This window comes from Stenotrophomonas sp. Marseille-Q5258 (assembly GCF_946900935.1).
GTDB lineage: Bacteria > Pseudomonadota > Gammaproteobacteria > Xanthomonadales > Xanthomonadaceae > Stenotrophomonas > Stenotrophomonas nematodicola.
In genome coordinates this window covers 39557-54557 of sequence record NZ_CAMPPN010000023.1, presented here as the reverse complement: position 1 = coordinate 54557, position 15001 = coordinate 39557, and the positions used below count along the sequence as shown (strand labels likewise).

General features: G+C 66.6%; 10 protein-coding genes and 1 riboswitch. Of the genes, 3 read left to right on the top strand and 7 right to left on the bottom strand.

The genetic code is table 11. From position 1 onward, the window contains the following. Positions 1-6: 6 nt before the first annotated feature. The 4 genes from OC534_RS15300 to OC534_RS15285 are packed head-to-tail and all read right to left on the bottom strand — an operon-like array spanning position 7 to position 4073. Positions 7-450: a hypothetical protein gene (locus OC534_RS15300; protein ID WP_136003700.1), complete on the bottom strand. Its 444-nt coding sequence runs from the start codon at positions 448-450 to the stop codon at positions 7-9. Further along, positions 447-1523 (bottom strand): metal-dependent hydrolase, encoded by a 1077-nt coding sequence (locus OC534_RS15295; protein ID WP_017356138.1) that lies wholly within the window; start codon positions 1521-1523, stop codon positions 447-449. The genes OC534_RS15300 and OC534_RS15295 overlap by 4 nt, the downstream gene beginning before the upstream one ends. A gap of 40 nt (positions 1524-1563) precedes the next feature. Next, a complete protein-coding gene (locus tag OC534_RS15290; protein WP_136003698.1) occupies positions 1564-2367 on the bottom strand; it encodes a UDP-2,3-diacylglucosamine diphosphatase in 804 nt (267 codons plus the stop codon). Then, positions 2364-4073, bottom strand: coding sequence for a lysophospholipid acyltransferase family protein (locus tag OC534_RS15285; RefSeq protein WP_262072107.1), 1710 nt, complete (start codon positions 4071-4073; stop codon positions 2364-2366). Before OC534_RS15285 ends, OC534_RS15290 begins: the two co-directional genes overlap by 4 nt. A 297-nt stretch (positions 4074-4370) precedes the next feature. Between OC534_RS15285 and metK the strand changes: the two genes are divergently transcribed. Further along, complete coding sequence (gene metK / locus OC534_RS15280; RefSeq protein ID WP_017355270.1) at positions 4371-5582, top strand: methionine adenosyltransferase; 1212 nt, start codon at positions 4371-4373, stop codon at positions 5580-5582. A 130-nt stretch (positions 5583-5712) separates the two neighbouring features. Continuing rightward, positions 5713-6216, top strand: coding sequence for an acyl-CoA thioesterase (locus OC534_RS15275; protein WP_017355271.1), 504 nt, complete (start codon positions 5713-5715; stop codon positions 6214-6216). A gap of 19 nt (positions 6217-6235) precedes the next feature. Here the strand turns inward: OC534_RS15275 and ppc are convergent, their stop codons facing one another. Both ppc and OC534_RS15265 read right to left on the bottom strand, forming a co-directional pair. Further along, a complete protein-coding gene (gene ppc, locus OC534_RS15270) occupies positions 6236-8947 on the bottom strand; it encodes a phosphoenolpyruvate carboxylase (RefSeq protein WP_262072101.1) in 2712 nt (903 codons plus the stop codon). Positions 8948-9117: 170 nt separating this feature from the next. Further along, positions 9118-11643 (bottom strand): prolyl oligopeptidase family serine peptidase, encoded by a 2526-nt coding sequence (locus OC534_RS15265; protein WP_262072099.1) that lies wholly within the window; start codon positions 11641-11643, stop codon positions 9118-9120. Positions 11644-11769: 126 nt separating this feature from the next. Then, positions 11770-11857, top strand: a riboswitch (S-adenosyl-L-homocysteine riboswitch). Positions 11858-11895: 38 nt separating this feature from the next. On the opposite strand from OC534_RS15265, the gene ahcY reads away from it, so the two are divergent. Continuing rightward, positions 11896-13341: an adenosylhomocysteinase gene (gene ahcY / locus OC534_RS15260; protein ID WP_262072098.1), complete on the top strand. Its 1446-nt coding sequence runs from the start codon at positions 11896-11898 to the stop codon at positions 13339-13341. 81 nt (positions 13342-13422) lie between these two features. Here ahcY and OC534_RS15255 read toward each other — a convergent pair whose 3' ends face one another. Continuing rightward, positions 13423-14421, bottom strand: coding sequence for a reverse transcriptase family protein (locus tag OC534_RS15255; RefSeq protein ID WP_262072097.1), 999 nt, complete (start codon positions 14419-14421; stop codon positions 13423-13425). Between the last annotated feature and the right edge of the window lie 580 nt (positions 14422-15001).

Here is a 15001-nt window from a genome sequence, read left to right as displayed (position 1 = left end):
CGGCCGCTACGCGGACAGCAGCCAGCCGACCAGGCTGAGCACCACCACCCCCGCCAGCAGCGCCCAGATCGCCATGCCACCGCGATCGCCGGCCGCCACGGTGGTGCCCACGCTCTGGATGCGTGCGCCTTCACGCGGGCGCGGTGTCGGCGTGCTGCCCACCTCCAGCGTACCCGTCCCCCGGCGCGGATTGCGCTCGGACAGCGTGTGTTCCATGCGCTGCGCGCGTTCGGGGTCGACGCTGCGCAGCGCCTCCAGCAGCACCTGCTGCTGGCGCCCGCGATCGGGCTGCGCCCTGGCCTTCTGCAGCAGTTCGCGCAGCGGTGCCGCCGGCGGCGTGGTTGACGCTGCCGGGGTCAACTGCACCAGCAGCGCGCGGTACTCCGGTGGCACATCGGCCAGCCGGGTGTAGCGCGTGCCGTTGATCTCCATGCTGAAACGTCCGCTCACGGTGCCTCCTGCCAGCCTGCCTTCGGGGCGATGACGCCGGTCGCGGTCGGTGTGCGCCAGATGCGTTGCCACATCGACGCGAACCGCCGCTCCACCCTCGCCCTGCCCTCCTTCCCTTCATACGCCGGCCGCAGCTGTCGCGGCGTGATTGCCGCCCAGCCGTCGCCCTCGGTCCGCGCCACCGCGAAGGTGAACGTGTAGTCCGGCTCCAGGCCCATGCGCAGGTCGCTGAGCTGCAGTTCGCCGTCCACCACCCGGGCGCGCATGAAGCCGCGGTTGAACCATTGCAGCCGCGCCACGGCCGGCAGAGCCGCCGCCTGGCGCAGCGCCTGCACGTTGGACGGATGGCCGTGGAAAACCATCGGGCCACGGTCTGCGACCAGCGAACGCTCGCCGATCACATAGCCGTTGGGGGTCATCGCCACCACCTGCCAGAGCAGGGTGTTGAATGGCATCGCCACCGAGAACCGGGGGGCGTCGGCCAGGCCCATCGCGGCCAGCGCGCGGTCGGCCTCGCGGTCCACCGTGTGCTTGGCCAGCAGCGACCAGCCCAGATAGCCGCTGCTGAGAACCAGCCCGGCCACCAGCGCGCGCTGCGCCAGCGGCCGCGCGCGGGCGAACCATGCCACCGTACAGCCGATCAGCAGCCACACCGTATAGCCGGGATCGATGATGAAAACGCTGGACCACATGGTCGGCGGCGGGGTGAACGGCCACCACAGCTGGGTGCCATAGACGGTGAACGCATCCAGCAGCGGATGCGTGATCAGCGCCAGCAGGATGGCCCAGAACCAGCGTCCCGGTGCCTCGGCCACCCGCCCCTTGCCGAACCGTTTGAAGCCCCACCATATCAGCGCCGCCACCCACGGCAGCACCAGCAGCGAGTGGCTGTAGCTGCGGTGCTCGGTCATCAGTGCCACCGGGTCGGCGGCGGTCGCCGCCAGCAGCAGTGCATCCAGGTCCGGCAGGGTGCCCAGGGCGGCACCGGCAAGCAGGGCGGCGCGGCGGTGGCCGGCCGGGGCGATGGCGGCGGCGACGGCGCCGCCCAGTACGATCTGGCTTAAGGAGTCCATCGGCCGATGCTAGCAGCCGGACACGCGCGATGCCGCGCGCTCAGGCGGCCTTCGGCAACCGCGCTGTGGCGGCCAGCTCCACCAGCATGTTTCCCTGGTGGTCCAGCAACCGCAGGCTGCCGTCGGGGTCCTCGACCAGCGCGGTCAGACTTTCCACCCAGTCGCCATCGTTGGCGTACACCAGCCCGTCGCGCTCGACCAGCGCGGCGCGGTGGATGTGTCCGCAGACGATGCCATCCAGCCCGCGCCGGCGCACGTCATCCAACCCGGCCTGCACGAAGCGTTCGATGTAGCGCTCGGCGGCGCCGCTGCGCTTCTTGAGAAAGTCCGACAGCGACCAGTAGCGTCGTCCCAACCGCCGCCGGACGGCATTGAGCAGATGGTTGCCGGTGAGGATGCGGTAGTAGAGCCAGTCGCCAAACCGTTCCTGCAGACCGCCGAAGTGGGTGATGCCATCGTAATCGTCGCCGTGGACCACCAGCAGCCGGCGCCCGTCGGCGGTGACGTGGATCACCCGCCGGCGGACCTGCATGGCCGGCAGCATCAGCCCGCACGCACGGCGCAGCGACGCGTCGTGGTTGCCCGGAATGTAGATGATCTCCGTGCCGGCACCGCGCAGCGCGTGCAGGGCCTGGATCACGTCGCTGTGGGCGGGCCGCCAGCTCGCCCGCCGGTGCGCCATCCACCACAGGTCGATGATGTCGCCCACCAGGTACAGCCGCTCGCAGCGCAGCTCGGCCAGGAACCGCGCCAGCTCGGTGGCGTGGCAATGGCGCGAGCCCAGGTGCACGTCGGAGAGAAATACCGCGCGCCGGTGGGGTGGCAGGCGCGTCAGCGCCTTCATGCCGGCAGCCCTGCCTGGCGCAGGTAGCGTTTGCGCTTGTGCGGGCGGATCGCGTGCAGATCCACTTCGATCAGGCCGTCGATCGAATCGCTGAAGTCCGGATCGACGCCGAAGGCCAGGAAGCGCGCGCCGCCGGGTTCGGCCAGCTCGGTGTACTGGCGGTAGAGGGTTGGCACGCCGGTGCCGAGCGCAGCCAGATTGGCCTTGAGCACGTCGAACGCGGCCGTCGCATCCAGGTCACCAAAGCACGGCGGCGCGGCGAAGTACTGGAACGGCCGGTGGGAGGCCACCAGCCCCGCCTCGCCACCGAAGTAGCGTTGGTAGTACGCCACCAGCTGCTCGCGGGCGTCCTGCGGCAGCGCGGCGCTGATCGAGACCGCGCCGAACAGGTAGCGGATGCCGGGCCGGCGCTGCAGATACGCGCCGATGCCCTGCCACAGGTAGTCCAGGCTGCGGCTGCCCCAGTAGTCGGGCACCACGAAGCTGCGGCCCAGTTCGAGTCCTTCGGCGATGCGGGGGATGGCGTCGTCGGAGTAGCGGAACAGCGACGCGCTGTAGAGCCCGGCCAGGCCGCGCTGCGCGAGGGCCTGGGCGCCGCGCATGATCCGGTAGGCCCCGGCGATGCGCTGCGCGGCACCGTCCCAGATCACGATGTGCTGGTAGTCCAGGTCGAAGGCATCCAGGTCGCTGCTGCGGCCGGTGCCTTCGCCGACCCGGCGGAACGTCAGCTCGCGCAGTCGTCCCAGCTCCAGCAGCAGCGCGCACCCGGTGCTGCAGCGGGCCAGCAGGATCTGCTTGCCATCGGCGGTCTGCCCGAGCACCTCGGCCGCGGCGATCGCGGCGGCCACCCGCGAGGGCGCGACCGGTGCGGCGAGCGGCTCGGGGCCGGCACCACCGGCCGGCGTGGCCTCAGCCTGCCGCCCCAGCGCGTACAACGCACGTCGCACCGCCAGCAGTTCGCTGCGGGTGTCGCCCTGCCCCAGCTGCATGGGCGTGCCGATGCGCAGACGCAGCGGCCGGCCGCGATGGGCGAACATCTCCCGCGCCAGCAGCAGCGTTGCAGCCGGTTTGAACACGGTGGACACGCCATAGAACAGGGCCGAATTGCGCGCGTCCACCCGGATCGGCAGCACCGGGGCCGCCGCGTCCCGTGCCAAGCGCACGAAGCCGCGCTGCCAGCGGCCATCGCGGATCCCGCGCAACGACAGCCGCGACACTTCCCCGGCCGGAAACACGATCACGCACTGGCCCGCCGCCAGCGACTGCCCCACCGCCTGCACGCTAGGTCGCTTCGCCGTGCCGCCAAGGATGCGGACCGGCAGCAGCAGGTCCTGCAGGGGCTCGATGGCAGCCAGCAGATCGTTGGCCACGATCCGTACGTCGTGCCGGATGCGCCCGACCGCGTCCAGCAGGGCCAGCGCGTCCAGCGCACCGGAGGGGTGGTTGGCCACGATCAGCAGCGGGCCGGTGGCGGGAATCCGCGCAAGCTCGACGTCCTCGACCCGATAGCGGCCGCCCAGGAAGTCCAGGCCGGCACTGACGAAGCCAAAACCGCGCAGGCCGGCGCTGCGCTGCAGGAACGCCTCGATCCGGTCCAGCTGCGACCAGCGCCCCACGCTGCGCAGCAGCGGCCTGGCCAGACGGGCCCGAGGGCCGTGGAACCACTGCGGATACCGCTCCTGGAGGCGCTGCTCGAACTGCTGCATGGCGTGCTCACTCATGCCCGGCGGCCGGATTGGCCGAAAGCGTGGCCCGCAACGAAGGCAGCGTGATGGCGGTTTGGCGGCAGATCGATGACGGCCGGCCCGTGCAGGGCCGTGGATTTGTCACGCTGGTGGAACACTGGGCGGTGACGCTGGGCCCCAATGGCGTCACAGCGGGCCCTGCGACGGGCACACCGGCTTAACCTCGGGCAACTCCGGCTGGCGCACAATGCATCAGCGCGACTTGCCGTGTATCATTCGCGCCCATCTTTCCATCCGAATCAAAGGATATTACGCCTGATGTCCAGCTACCTGTTCACCTCCGAATCGGTCTCCGAAGGCCATCCGGACAAGATTGCCGACCAGATCTCCGATGCGGTGCTGGACGCGATCCTGACCCAGGACAAGCGCGCCCGCGTGGCGTGCGAGACGATGGTCAAGACCGGCGTGGCGATCGTGGCCGGTGAAATCACCACCAGCGCCTGGATCGATCTGGAAGCCCTGACCCGCAAGGTGATCCTGGACATCGGCTACGACAGCTCCGACGTGGGCTTCGACGGCGCCACCTGTGGCGTGCTGAACCTGATCGGCAAGCAGTCCCCGCACATCGCGCAGGGCGTGGATCGCAAGAAGCCCGAAGAAATGGGCGCCGGCGACCAGGGCCTGATGTTCGGCTATGCCACCAACGAAACCGACAGCTACATGCCGGCCGCGATCCACCTGTCGCACCGTCTGGTCGAGCAGCAGGCCAAGGTCCGCAAGAAGAAGAACTCGCCGCTGTCCTGGCTGCGTCCGGACGCCAAGAGCCAGGTCACCCTGCGCTATGAAAACGGCGTGGTTTCGGCCATCGACGCGGTTGTCCTGTCGACCCAGCACGCCCCGGGCGTCAAGCAGAAGGACCTGATCGAGGCCGTCCGCGAAGAGATCATCAAGCCGGTGCTGCCGGCCAAGTGGCTGCACAAGGGCACCAAGTTCCACATCAACCCGACCGGCAAGTTCGAGATCGGCGGCCCGGTGGGCGACTGCGGCCTGACCGGCCGCAAGATCATCGTCGACACCTACGGCGGCTGGGCCCGTCACGGTGGTGGCGCCTTCTCGGGCAAGGATCCGTCCAAGGTTGACCGTTCGGCCGCCTACGCTGCCCGCTACGTCGCCAAGAACGTCGTGGCTGCCGGCCTGGCCGACCGTTGCGAAGTGCAGGTCTCCTACGCCATCGGCGTGGCCGAGCCGACCTCGATCTCGGTCACCACCTTCGGCACCGGCAAGATCAGCGACGACAAGATCGAGAAGCTGATCCGCAAGCACTTCGATCTGCGCCCGTACGGCATCATCAAGATGCTGGACCTGATCCACCCGATGTACCAGCAGACCGCCGCCTACGGCCACTTCGGCCGCAAGCCGAAGGAATTCAGCTACACCGACGGTGCCGGTGAGCTGGTCAACGCGACCGCCTTCTCCTGGGAGAAGACCGATCGCGCCGCCGCCCTGCGCGCGGATGCGAAGCTGAAGTAAGAAATGGGCCGCCAACGCGGTCCACTTCCTGCGGGTGGAGCCGACCGTTGGTCGGCTGCCCCTCAAACGACGGGCCGCGAAAGCGGCCCATCGTCGTTTCAGGCGTCCGATCGCCGGCTACAATCGGCCAATGACCACCGAATTCAAATCCAACCAGCTGTCGATGACCGTGCTGATGTCCCCGGAGATGGCCAACTTCTCCGGCAAGGTCCACGGTGGCGCGGTGCTGCGCCTGCTCGACCAGGTCGCCTACGCCTGCGCCAGCCGCTATGCCGGCCGCTACGTGGTGACCCTGTCGGTGGACCAGGTGATGTTCCGCCAGCCGATCGCGGTGGGCGAGCTGGTCACCTTCCTGGCCTCGGTGAACTACACGGGCACCTCCTCGATGGAGATCGGGGTGAAAGTGGTGGCCGAAGACATCCTCAAGCGCAGCGTGCGCCACGCCAACAGCTGCTTCTTCACGATGGTGGCGGTGGACGACGAGGGCAGACCGACCCCAGTGCCGCCGCTGCAGCTGGAAACCAGCGACGAGCGCCGTCGCCATGCGGCCGCGCTGATCCGCCGCCAGCTGCGCGAGGAAATGGAACAGCGCCATCTGGAACTGCTGGCGTCCAACCCGCCCAGCCATTCGTAGCCTCCGGCGCTGCTTTCGCCTACCCGGTGTTCTGCACGCCCTGCGACACGCCGTTGACGCACGCCACCAATGCGCGCAGCACGTCGTCATCGTCACCGCCGCTGTCACGCCAGCGCCGCAGCAGGTCCACCTGCAGCACGCTGATGGGATCGACGTAGGGGTTGCGCAGGCGGATCGACAGCGCCAGGCGCTGGTCGTGCTGCAGCAGTTCGTCCTGCCCGGTCAGCGCCAGGATCAGCGACCCGGTCAGCGCCAGCTCGCGCTGGATCTGCGGGAAGAACACCCCGTGCAGCGGGCCGGACAACCGCGAGAACTGCTCGGCGATGGTGATGTCGCCCTTGGACAGCACCATCGCGATGTCGTCCAGGAAGGTACTGAAGAACGGCCAGTCACGCGCCATCTCCTGCAGCGTGGCCTCGTGCCCGGCATCGATCGCCGCCTGCAGGCCACTGCCCACGCCATACCACCCCGGAATCACCGCCCGCGCCTGGCTCCAGGCGAAGACCCACGGAATCGCACGCAGGTTGGACAGCGCGGCGTCCTCGCCCAGCCGCCGCGACGGGCGCGAGCCCAGCGTCATCCGTTCGATCACATCGATCGGCGTGGCCTGGCGGAAGTACTGCATGAAATTCTTCTGGCCAACGAAGGCGCGGTAGGCCTCGGCACTCCTGGCCGCCACCAGGTCCATTACCGGCCGCCACTGCGCCTCGCGCGGTTCCGGCGCACGCGGACGCAGGCTGGACCGCAGCACCGCCCCGGTGGACTGCTCCAGCGAACGCAGCGCCAGCGCGCGGATGCCGTACTTGCGATGGATCACTTCGCCCTGCTCGGTCACGCGCAGGCGGCCATCGATGCTGCCGCGCGGCGAGGCGTCCACCGCGTGGGTGGTCTTGCCGCCGCCGCGGCTGATCGACCCGCCGCGACCGTGGAAGAAGGTCAGCCGGATGCCGCTGTCGGCCGCCACCTCCAGCAGCTCCACCTGCGCACGCTGCAGCCCCCAGCGCGAGGCGGCGATGCCGCCGTCCTTGCCGCTGTCGGAGTAGCCCAGCATCACCATCTGCACATCGCCGCGGGCGGTCAGGTGCGCGCGGTACACCGGGTCGGCCAGCAGGTCCCGCAGGGTATCGGTGCCACGCTTGAGATCATCGACCGTTTCAAACAACGGCGCGATGTCGAGCGGTACCGCCCCGGCGTCATCCACCAGACCGCCGCGCCGCGCCAGCGCCAGTACCGCCAACACATCGCTGCGGTCGTGCGCCATCGAGATGATGTAGCTGCCCAGCGCATCGGTACCGTGCCGATGGCGTGCGTCGGCCAACGCGGCGAACACCGCGTCCAGGCGTGCGCCGCCGTCGTCGGTACTGGCCGGCAGCGCCTGCTCACCGCTGGCGAACGGTGCCAGCCGCGCCGCACGGGCTACCGCGTCGGCGGCGTCCCAGGCCTCCTGCCCATCCAGCACGCTGGCCAGCGCGCGGCCATGCACGCTCGATTCCTGGCGCACATCCAGCCGCGCCAGATGGAAGCCGAAGGTGCGCACTCGCCACAGCAGGCGGCGCACCGCGAAGCCGCCGGCATGGTCGCCCTTGTTCGCGTGCAGGCTGTCCAAGATCAGCGTGAGGTCGTCTTCCAGCGCCTGCGGTGAGGCATACGCACCTGTGGCGTCATCGAGGGTGGCCTGCACGCGGGCGCGCATGCGGTCATTGAGCAGGCGATAGGGCATGTCGGCATGACGCGGACGCGAGGTGACCTGCGGCAGCAGTTCCCGGTAGTGCGCCACCCGTGCCTGCAGCGCATCGCTGACCGCCACCCGTTCGGTGGACTGGCTGAGCAGGCTGGCCAACTGCAGCAGGTCCTTCTGATAGCGCCCCAGCACCGCCTGGCGCTGCGCATCGAGCGTGGCGCGGATGGTGCCGGCATCCACGTTCGGGTTGCCGTCCATGTCGCCGCCCACCCAGGTGCCGAAACGCAGCAGGCGGGGCAGCGGCAGGTCCTCGCCGTAGGTATCGAGCAACGCCTGCTGCAGCGATTCGTACAGCACCGGGATGACCCGGTACAGCACCTGCACCAGATAGAACCCGACATGCTCGCGCTCGTCCTCCACGGTCGGGCGTACCGGCGAGGAATCGGTGGTCTGCCACGAGGCGGTCAGCGCCATGCGGAAGCGCGCGGCATCGGCGGCCGCTTCGCCCGGCGTGCGTTGGCCATCCAGGTTGTCGACCAGGCTGGCGACCATCAGCTGCTCTTTTTCCAGCAGCGCGCGGCGAACCGCTTCGGTGGGATGCGCGGTGAACACCGGCTCGATGTCGATGCGTGGCAGCCAGTCCGCCAGCTCGGCCAGGGTCACGCCCTGCGCCTTGAGTTTCTGCAGCGCGTCCTGCAGGCCATCCGGCTGCGGCGCGGTGGTGCCGGCGCGCTGGTAATCGCGACGGCGGCGGATGCGGTGCACGCGCTCGGCGATGTTGACCACCTGGAAGTAGGTGCTGAATGCCCGGACCATCGCTTCGGCGCGCGCTGGCGGCAGGCCGGTCAGTGCATCGTTGAGGTCGGACAGGGGGGCGTCGCTCTCGCGCCGGGCGATGGCGCGCGTGCGCACCTGTTCCACGTCCTCGTAGAACTGCGTGGAGACCTGCTCGGCGAGCAGGTCGCCGACCAGTGCGCCAAGCCGGCGTACGTCATCGCGCAGGGGAATATCGGGAGTGGCAAATACGATGCTGCTGCGGTACTCGTTCATCTGCGACGCACTGGCCTCGGGAACGGAATCCGATCCAGCCTACCGCAGAACAATGGTTTCATCTGGTAGTGCCGGCCAGCGGCCGGCACCTCCCGTGATCCTGTGTTTCATTCGCCGGCCGGTACGTTGCCCTCGGGCTCCATACCGGCCGGCGGCCGTTGCCCGTGGCGTCAGCGCTTCTTCTTGATCGGCTTGCCCGGCCCGATGGTCTTTTCCAGCCAACGCTCGCTCTCGGCCAGCATGGTCATGACCGATTCGCGCGCGCGGTAGGCATGCGATTCGTTCGGCAGCATCACCAGCCGTGCGTCGCCGCCCAGGCCCTTCACCGCAGCGAACATGCGCTCGCTCTGGATCGGGAACGTGCCGGAGTTGTTGTCGTCAACGCCGTGGATGAAGAGGATCGGGTCCTTGATCCTGTCGGCGTAGTTGAACGGCGACATCTTCTGGTAGACGTCCTGCGCCTGCCAGTAGTTGCGCTCCTCGGCCTGGAAACCGAACGGGGTCAGCGTGCGGTTGTAGGCGCCACTGCGGGCGATGCCGGCCTTGAACAGGCGCGTGTGCGCGAGCAGGTTGGCGGTCATGAACGCGCCGTAGGAATGGCCGCCGATGGCGATGTGATCGCGATCGGTCACGCCACGGCGCACCACTTCATCCACCGCTGCTTCGGCGTTGGCGATCAGCTGCGGCAGGTAGGTGTCGTTGGGTTCCTTGTCACCTTCGCCGATGATCGGCATCGACGGGCTGACCAGCACCGCATAGCCCTTGGCCAGGAACGCCTGCGGGCCCCAGTAGCTGATCGCGTTGAAGCGATACGGCGAATCGGTGACCTGGCTGGCAGCCGCAGCGGTTTTGAACTCGCCCGGGTAGGCCCACATCAGCAAGGGCAGCGGGCCGTCCTTCTTCGCGTTGTAGCCCGGCGGCAGCATCAGCGTCGCGGTAAGGTCCACGCCATCGTTGCGCTTGTAGCGGATCTGCTCCTTGCTCACCCCACGCAGCTGCGGCAGCGGGTGCTGGAAGCGGGTCAACGCGCGCGGCGCGGCGCTGGCATCGGACAGCGACTGCACGTAGAAGTTGGACGGCTCGTCAGGCGATTCGCGGGTCAGCAGCAGCGAGGTGCCTTCCTGGTCGAGCAGCGCCTGCGGCAACGCATAGGACGGCGCCTGCGAGTGGAACAGACGGGTGGTCTGCCGGCTCTCCAGGTCCAGACGATCAACGAACGGACGGTCGCCTTCCGGCGATGCGCCCTGCCCGATCAGGAAGATGCTGCGGCCATCGGCACTGACCTGCAGGCGCGCGCGCCCGTTGACGTCGCGCACCATCGCCGGGCGACCCGGGTCGTTGTAGCGGTCCTGCGAAGACCGGGCCGACAGCAGTTCCGGCGCCTTGTCCGGCTGGTCCGGCGCGATCCGCCACTGCTTCACCTCGCGGCTCTTCCACCACGATTCATTGAGCAGCGCCAGATCACCACGGCCCCACTGGATGCCGGCATAGCGGCTGCCCAGCTGCGCCACGGTGACCGGCGGCCTGTCGAACGGCGCGGCCTGCATCAGCACCGCGTCGCGCACCTTGGCCTCGCGAGCCGGATCGCCGCCGTCCTGGGCCTCGGCCCAGACCAGGGTGGCCGGTGCGTCGGCGCGCCAGCTGATGCTGCGCACACCGGTCGGCACGGCGTCGTTGCCGGTCGGCAGGCCTTCCACCAGCGGCAGGGTGCTGACGGTGTGCTGCAGCGAGCCGTCCTGCGCGGACAGCACTTCGATGCGGCGGGCGAAATCGTCGGCCGGCACCAGATAGGAGTACGGGCGCAGCACGCGCTCGGCGAGCAGGTGACGCCCATCCGGCGACACGCTCACATCCAGGTACACCCCGGCGGTGGACAGCGGTGCGGCCTCGCCGTTGAGGGCCACGCGTGCCGGCTGCGCGCTGGCGTAGTAATCGAACAGGCGCGCATCGGCCTCGTTCTTCAGCAGGTCCTGGTAGGTACGGATCGAGCGCACGCCCGCATCCGCATCGGTCTGCTGGATCGCCGGGCCGGTCGGGATGCTGCCGGCGGCCGGTGCGGGGCCCTGGCCCTTGAGCTGCTGCATCACCAGCAGGCCGCGGCTGTCGGGCAGCCAGCTGTAACCATCGCCCATCACCGTGTTGAGATCGGCAAGCAGGCGTCGCGCCGACCCGGCCGCGACATCCACGATCCACAGTTCATTGGCACCGGTGGGGGCGTGCACCTGGTTGAACGCCAGGTACTTCTGGTCCGGCGACCACGCCAGCGTGGCGATCGACAACGGCTGCGGCAGGCCGCTGATCTGGCGCTCCCTGCCATCGGCCACGTTCAGCAGCCACAGCTTGTCGCCGAAGCTGAAGCGGCTGGACGAATGCGTGGCCGGGTTGATGCGCAGGCCGGCCAGCTTCAGTTCGGGCTGGGCGACAACGCTGATCGAGGGCAGCGGCGGGGTCTGCAGCATGGCCGCGATGTCGCGGCGCGGCGACAGGCTCAGGGTCGGCGCACGCGGTGCGTCCACCACGGCCTGCAGGGCGGCCGACGGCAGCTCGTAGCCCTGCTCGCCCTTGGCGGCCGCCACCTGCTGGGTGTGGGTCTGGGCAGCGGGCGCGGCCAGACCCAACGGGGCCACCGCAAGCAGTGCCATGCCCACGATCAGGCTGCCCCAGCGCGCGCGGCGCTGGCGATCATTGCGTGTCATCTTCGATCCCTATGTTGGTGCAAACCTTGGACCTTAACAGCCGCGCGCCGATCGCCCCCCTGCCGATGGTTGGGGGCCGGGACCGATTCATGCCGACCGCCCCTGCCGCGATATAATGGGCGACCCTCCACCGAGGGGCGCTGCGACCGTTCCGGACCCTGTCCGGCCGGCCAGGCTCGGTGGCCAGGATTGGTTCCAACGGCGCCCGGCGAATGCGAGTCCCCTCGGACCCGCAACTACCGGAGCTTACGAATGAACGTTGTTGCCAAGACCTTCTCGACCGAAGGCGACTACAAGGTCGCCGATATCTCGCTGGCCGATTGGGGCCGCAAGGAACTGGATATCGCCGAGCACGAAATGCCGGGCCTGATGTCGATCCGCCGCAAGCACGCCGCCACCCTGCCGCTGAAGGGCGTGCGCGTGACCGGCTCGCTGCACATGACCATCCAGACCGCCGTGCTGATCGAAACGCTGAAGGACATCGGCGCCGACGTGCGCTGGGCCTCGTGCAACATCTTCTCCACCCAGGACCATGCCGCCGCGGCGATCGCCAAGTCCGGCACGCCGGTGTTCGCCTGGAAGGGCGAGTCGCTGGAAGAGTACTGGGACTGCACCCTGGACGCGCTGACCTTCACCCTGCCCGACGGCACCCTGACCGGCCCGGAGCTGGTGGTGGACGACGGCGGCGACGTCACCCTGCTGATCCACAAGGGGTATGAACTCGAAAACGGCAGCACCTGGGTCGACGAGAAGGCCGCCTCGCACGAAGAACAGGTCATCAAGAACCTGCTCAAGCGCGTGGCCAAGGAGCGCCCGGGTTACTGGGGCCGTGTGGTCAAGGACTGGAAGGGCGTCTCCGAAGAGACCACCACCGGCGTGCACCGCCTGTACCAGCTGGCCCAGGCCGGCACCCTGCTGATCCCGGCGATCAACGTCAACGACTCGGTCACCAAGAGCAAGTTCGACAATCTGTACGGCTGCCGCGAGTCGCTGGCCGACGGGCTCAAGCGCGCGATGGACGTGATGCTGGCCGGCAAGGTCGCCGTGGTGTGCGGCTACGGCGACGTGGGCAAGGGCTGTGCCGCCTCGCTGCGCGCCTACGGCGCCCGCGTGGTGGTCACCGAGATCGATCCGATCTGCGCCCTGCAGGCCGCGATGGAAGGCTTCGAGGTCAACACCATCGAATCCACCCTGGGCCGTGCCGATCTGTACGTCACCACGACCGGCAACAAGGACATCATCCGCATCGAGCACCTGAGCGCGATGAAGGACCAGGCCATCGTCTGCAACATCGGCCACTTCGACAACGAGATCCAGGTCGACGCGCTGGTCAGCTACCCGGGCGTGCAGCAGATCAACATCAAGCCGCAGGTGGACAAGTACGTGTTCCCCAACGGCAACGCGATCTTCCTGCTGGCTGAGGGCCGCCTGGTGAACCTGGGCTGCGCCACCGGCCACCCGAGCTTTGTGATGTCCAACTCGTTCGCCAACCAGACCCTCGCCCAGATCGACCTGTGGGCGAACAAGGACCGCTACGAGAAGAAGGTGTACCTGCTGCCCAAGCACCTGGACGAAGAAGTGGCCCGCCTGCACCTGGAGAAGATCGGCGTGAAGCTGACCACCCTCACCCAGGAACAGGCCGACTACATCGGCGTGCCGGTGGAAGGTCCGTTCAAGCCGGATCATTACCGCTACTGATCGGGCTGGATCAACATAGGCTTTGAAAGAAGCAATGGGCGCCTTCGGGCGCCCATTATTCTTTTCCGCTGCCGAGAAAGCTCAGGCCCTCGCCGCAGCAGACGACGCCCGCATGAGAGAAATCGCCCGAAGGAGCTTTGAAGTGAGCACCTTCGCACGAGATCTACTCCGCCTTCGACGTCTTACAAGAACTGATTCATAGGCAGATCCGGTCTTTAGTGCTACCAGACGCCGCTCGATACTGATTGCTCGTTCCTTCGTGCCAGGCTGCAAGCGCTCAGCCTCACGAAACTGGCCAACAAGCGCCTGTGCCAAGAGAATCGCGCGCTCTCGATTCGTCTCGCGACGCAACGCCCTACTAAAAATCCGCATCTTGTTCTGACGAACAAAAGGAATGGAGGTACCAGCCTCACTGACTGCGACTCCAGTGATCAGCTTCACTTCTCCAGCAGCAAAGCAAACTACTTTATGGCCTTTAAATCCGTGCCTGGCGAGCATTTTCACAACACTCTCCGCCGCCCGATGATCAGCGTGCTCCCCAGAAAAGAACATGTCGTCGACATAAAGCGAAAAACGTAGCCCGCGTGCCACTGCAAATAGCTCGATCCGCTCGAACATCTCCTGACAAGCAAAGAACGAAAGGATAGGACTTACAGCAGAGCCGGTCGGAAGCACGCCCTTATATGTACATATGTCTGCAATGAACGATGCAAGATCATGGGAACACATCAGTCTCTTCTCAAAGAAGGACTTGATCATCGATCTCTTGACACTTGGATAGAAATCTTTGATGTCCACTTTGCAGCCAGGCGCATCCCAAGCATGCACCAGCGCATTCGTTAGATATGAACAACCCTTCGTCGCGGAATGCAAATAAAGTGGACGCTCAATTCGCGCCAAAAGTTCAGCAATACGTCGATGAATGACAGACAGGACGACTTTTGGCTGCTGCACGACCCGCGATTTACGGGCAGGAAATCCGGCAATCTCATCAACTCGCTTTTGCCTGGTCGACCAAATTTTGAAGTTATCCTCACCGAACCTCGAGAGAAACTTCAGATCGGCAAGCTCAATCTTCAAGAGTTCAGCGAGCTTCTTCTTGGATGACAGCCCAAAGAGCGGCGAAGAATTTGCCGCATACCTTTTCTCGACTGCTCTACCTGCCACCGAAAATCCCTGCGACGAAGACAAAAAACAAGACTGGAAATCAATAAATAGAGGAAGCGAGGGTTAGCTCAAGTCAGTGAAGATTTCGCAGAACATTGCTGAGATCCTATTGACCTTGTAAGCCCAATAGAGAAAATCAGTAGCGCGACGAATTTTTTTAACCAAACCGAGCAGCTTGCGATTGGAACTAGTAAAAATATTATTAGACATGGTAAAGCTCCGTAGTTGAGGCACTTATTCAGAAGAAAAATTCAACTGAACAGCGGTGCTGTCGACGTCAACTACAAATCCATGCTTAACGGGGTAACCGCAAGCCATCCCCTCACAACCAACCCCGTCTTCTTGTCGGAAGACGGTCTATGTCGCCAGATTCGCTCATCGGTCATCGATCCGAGGACGGATGGCCGCGACGCGCTCTAAACGTTTTGGGGGTTAACCCCCCACAGCGGGATAACTTAGTAAACCGCCCTTTACTACTTTGCCGATTCACCCT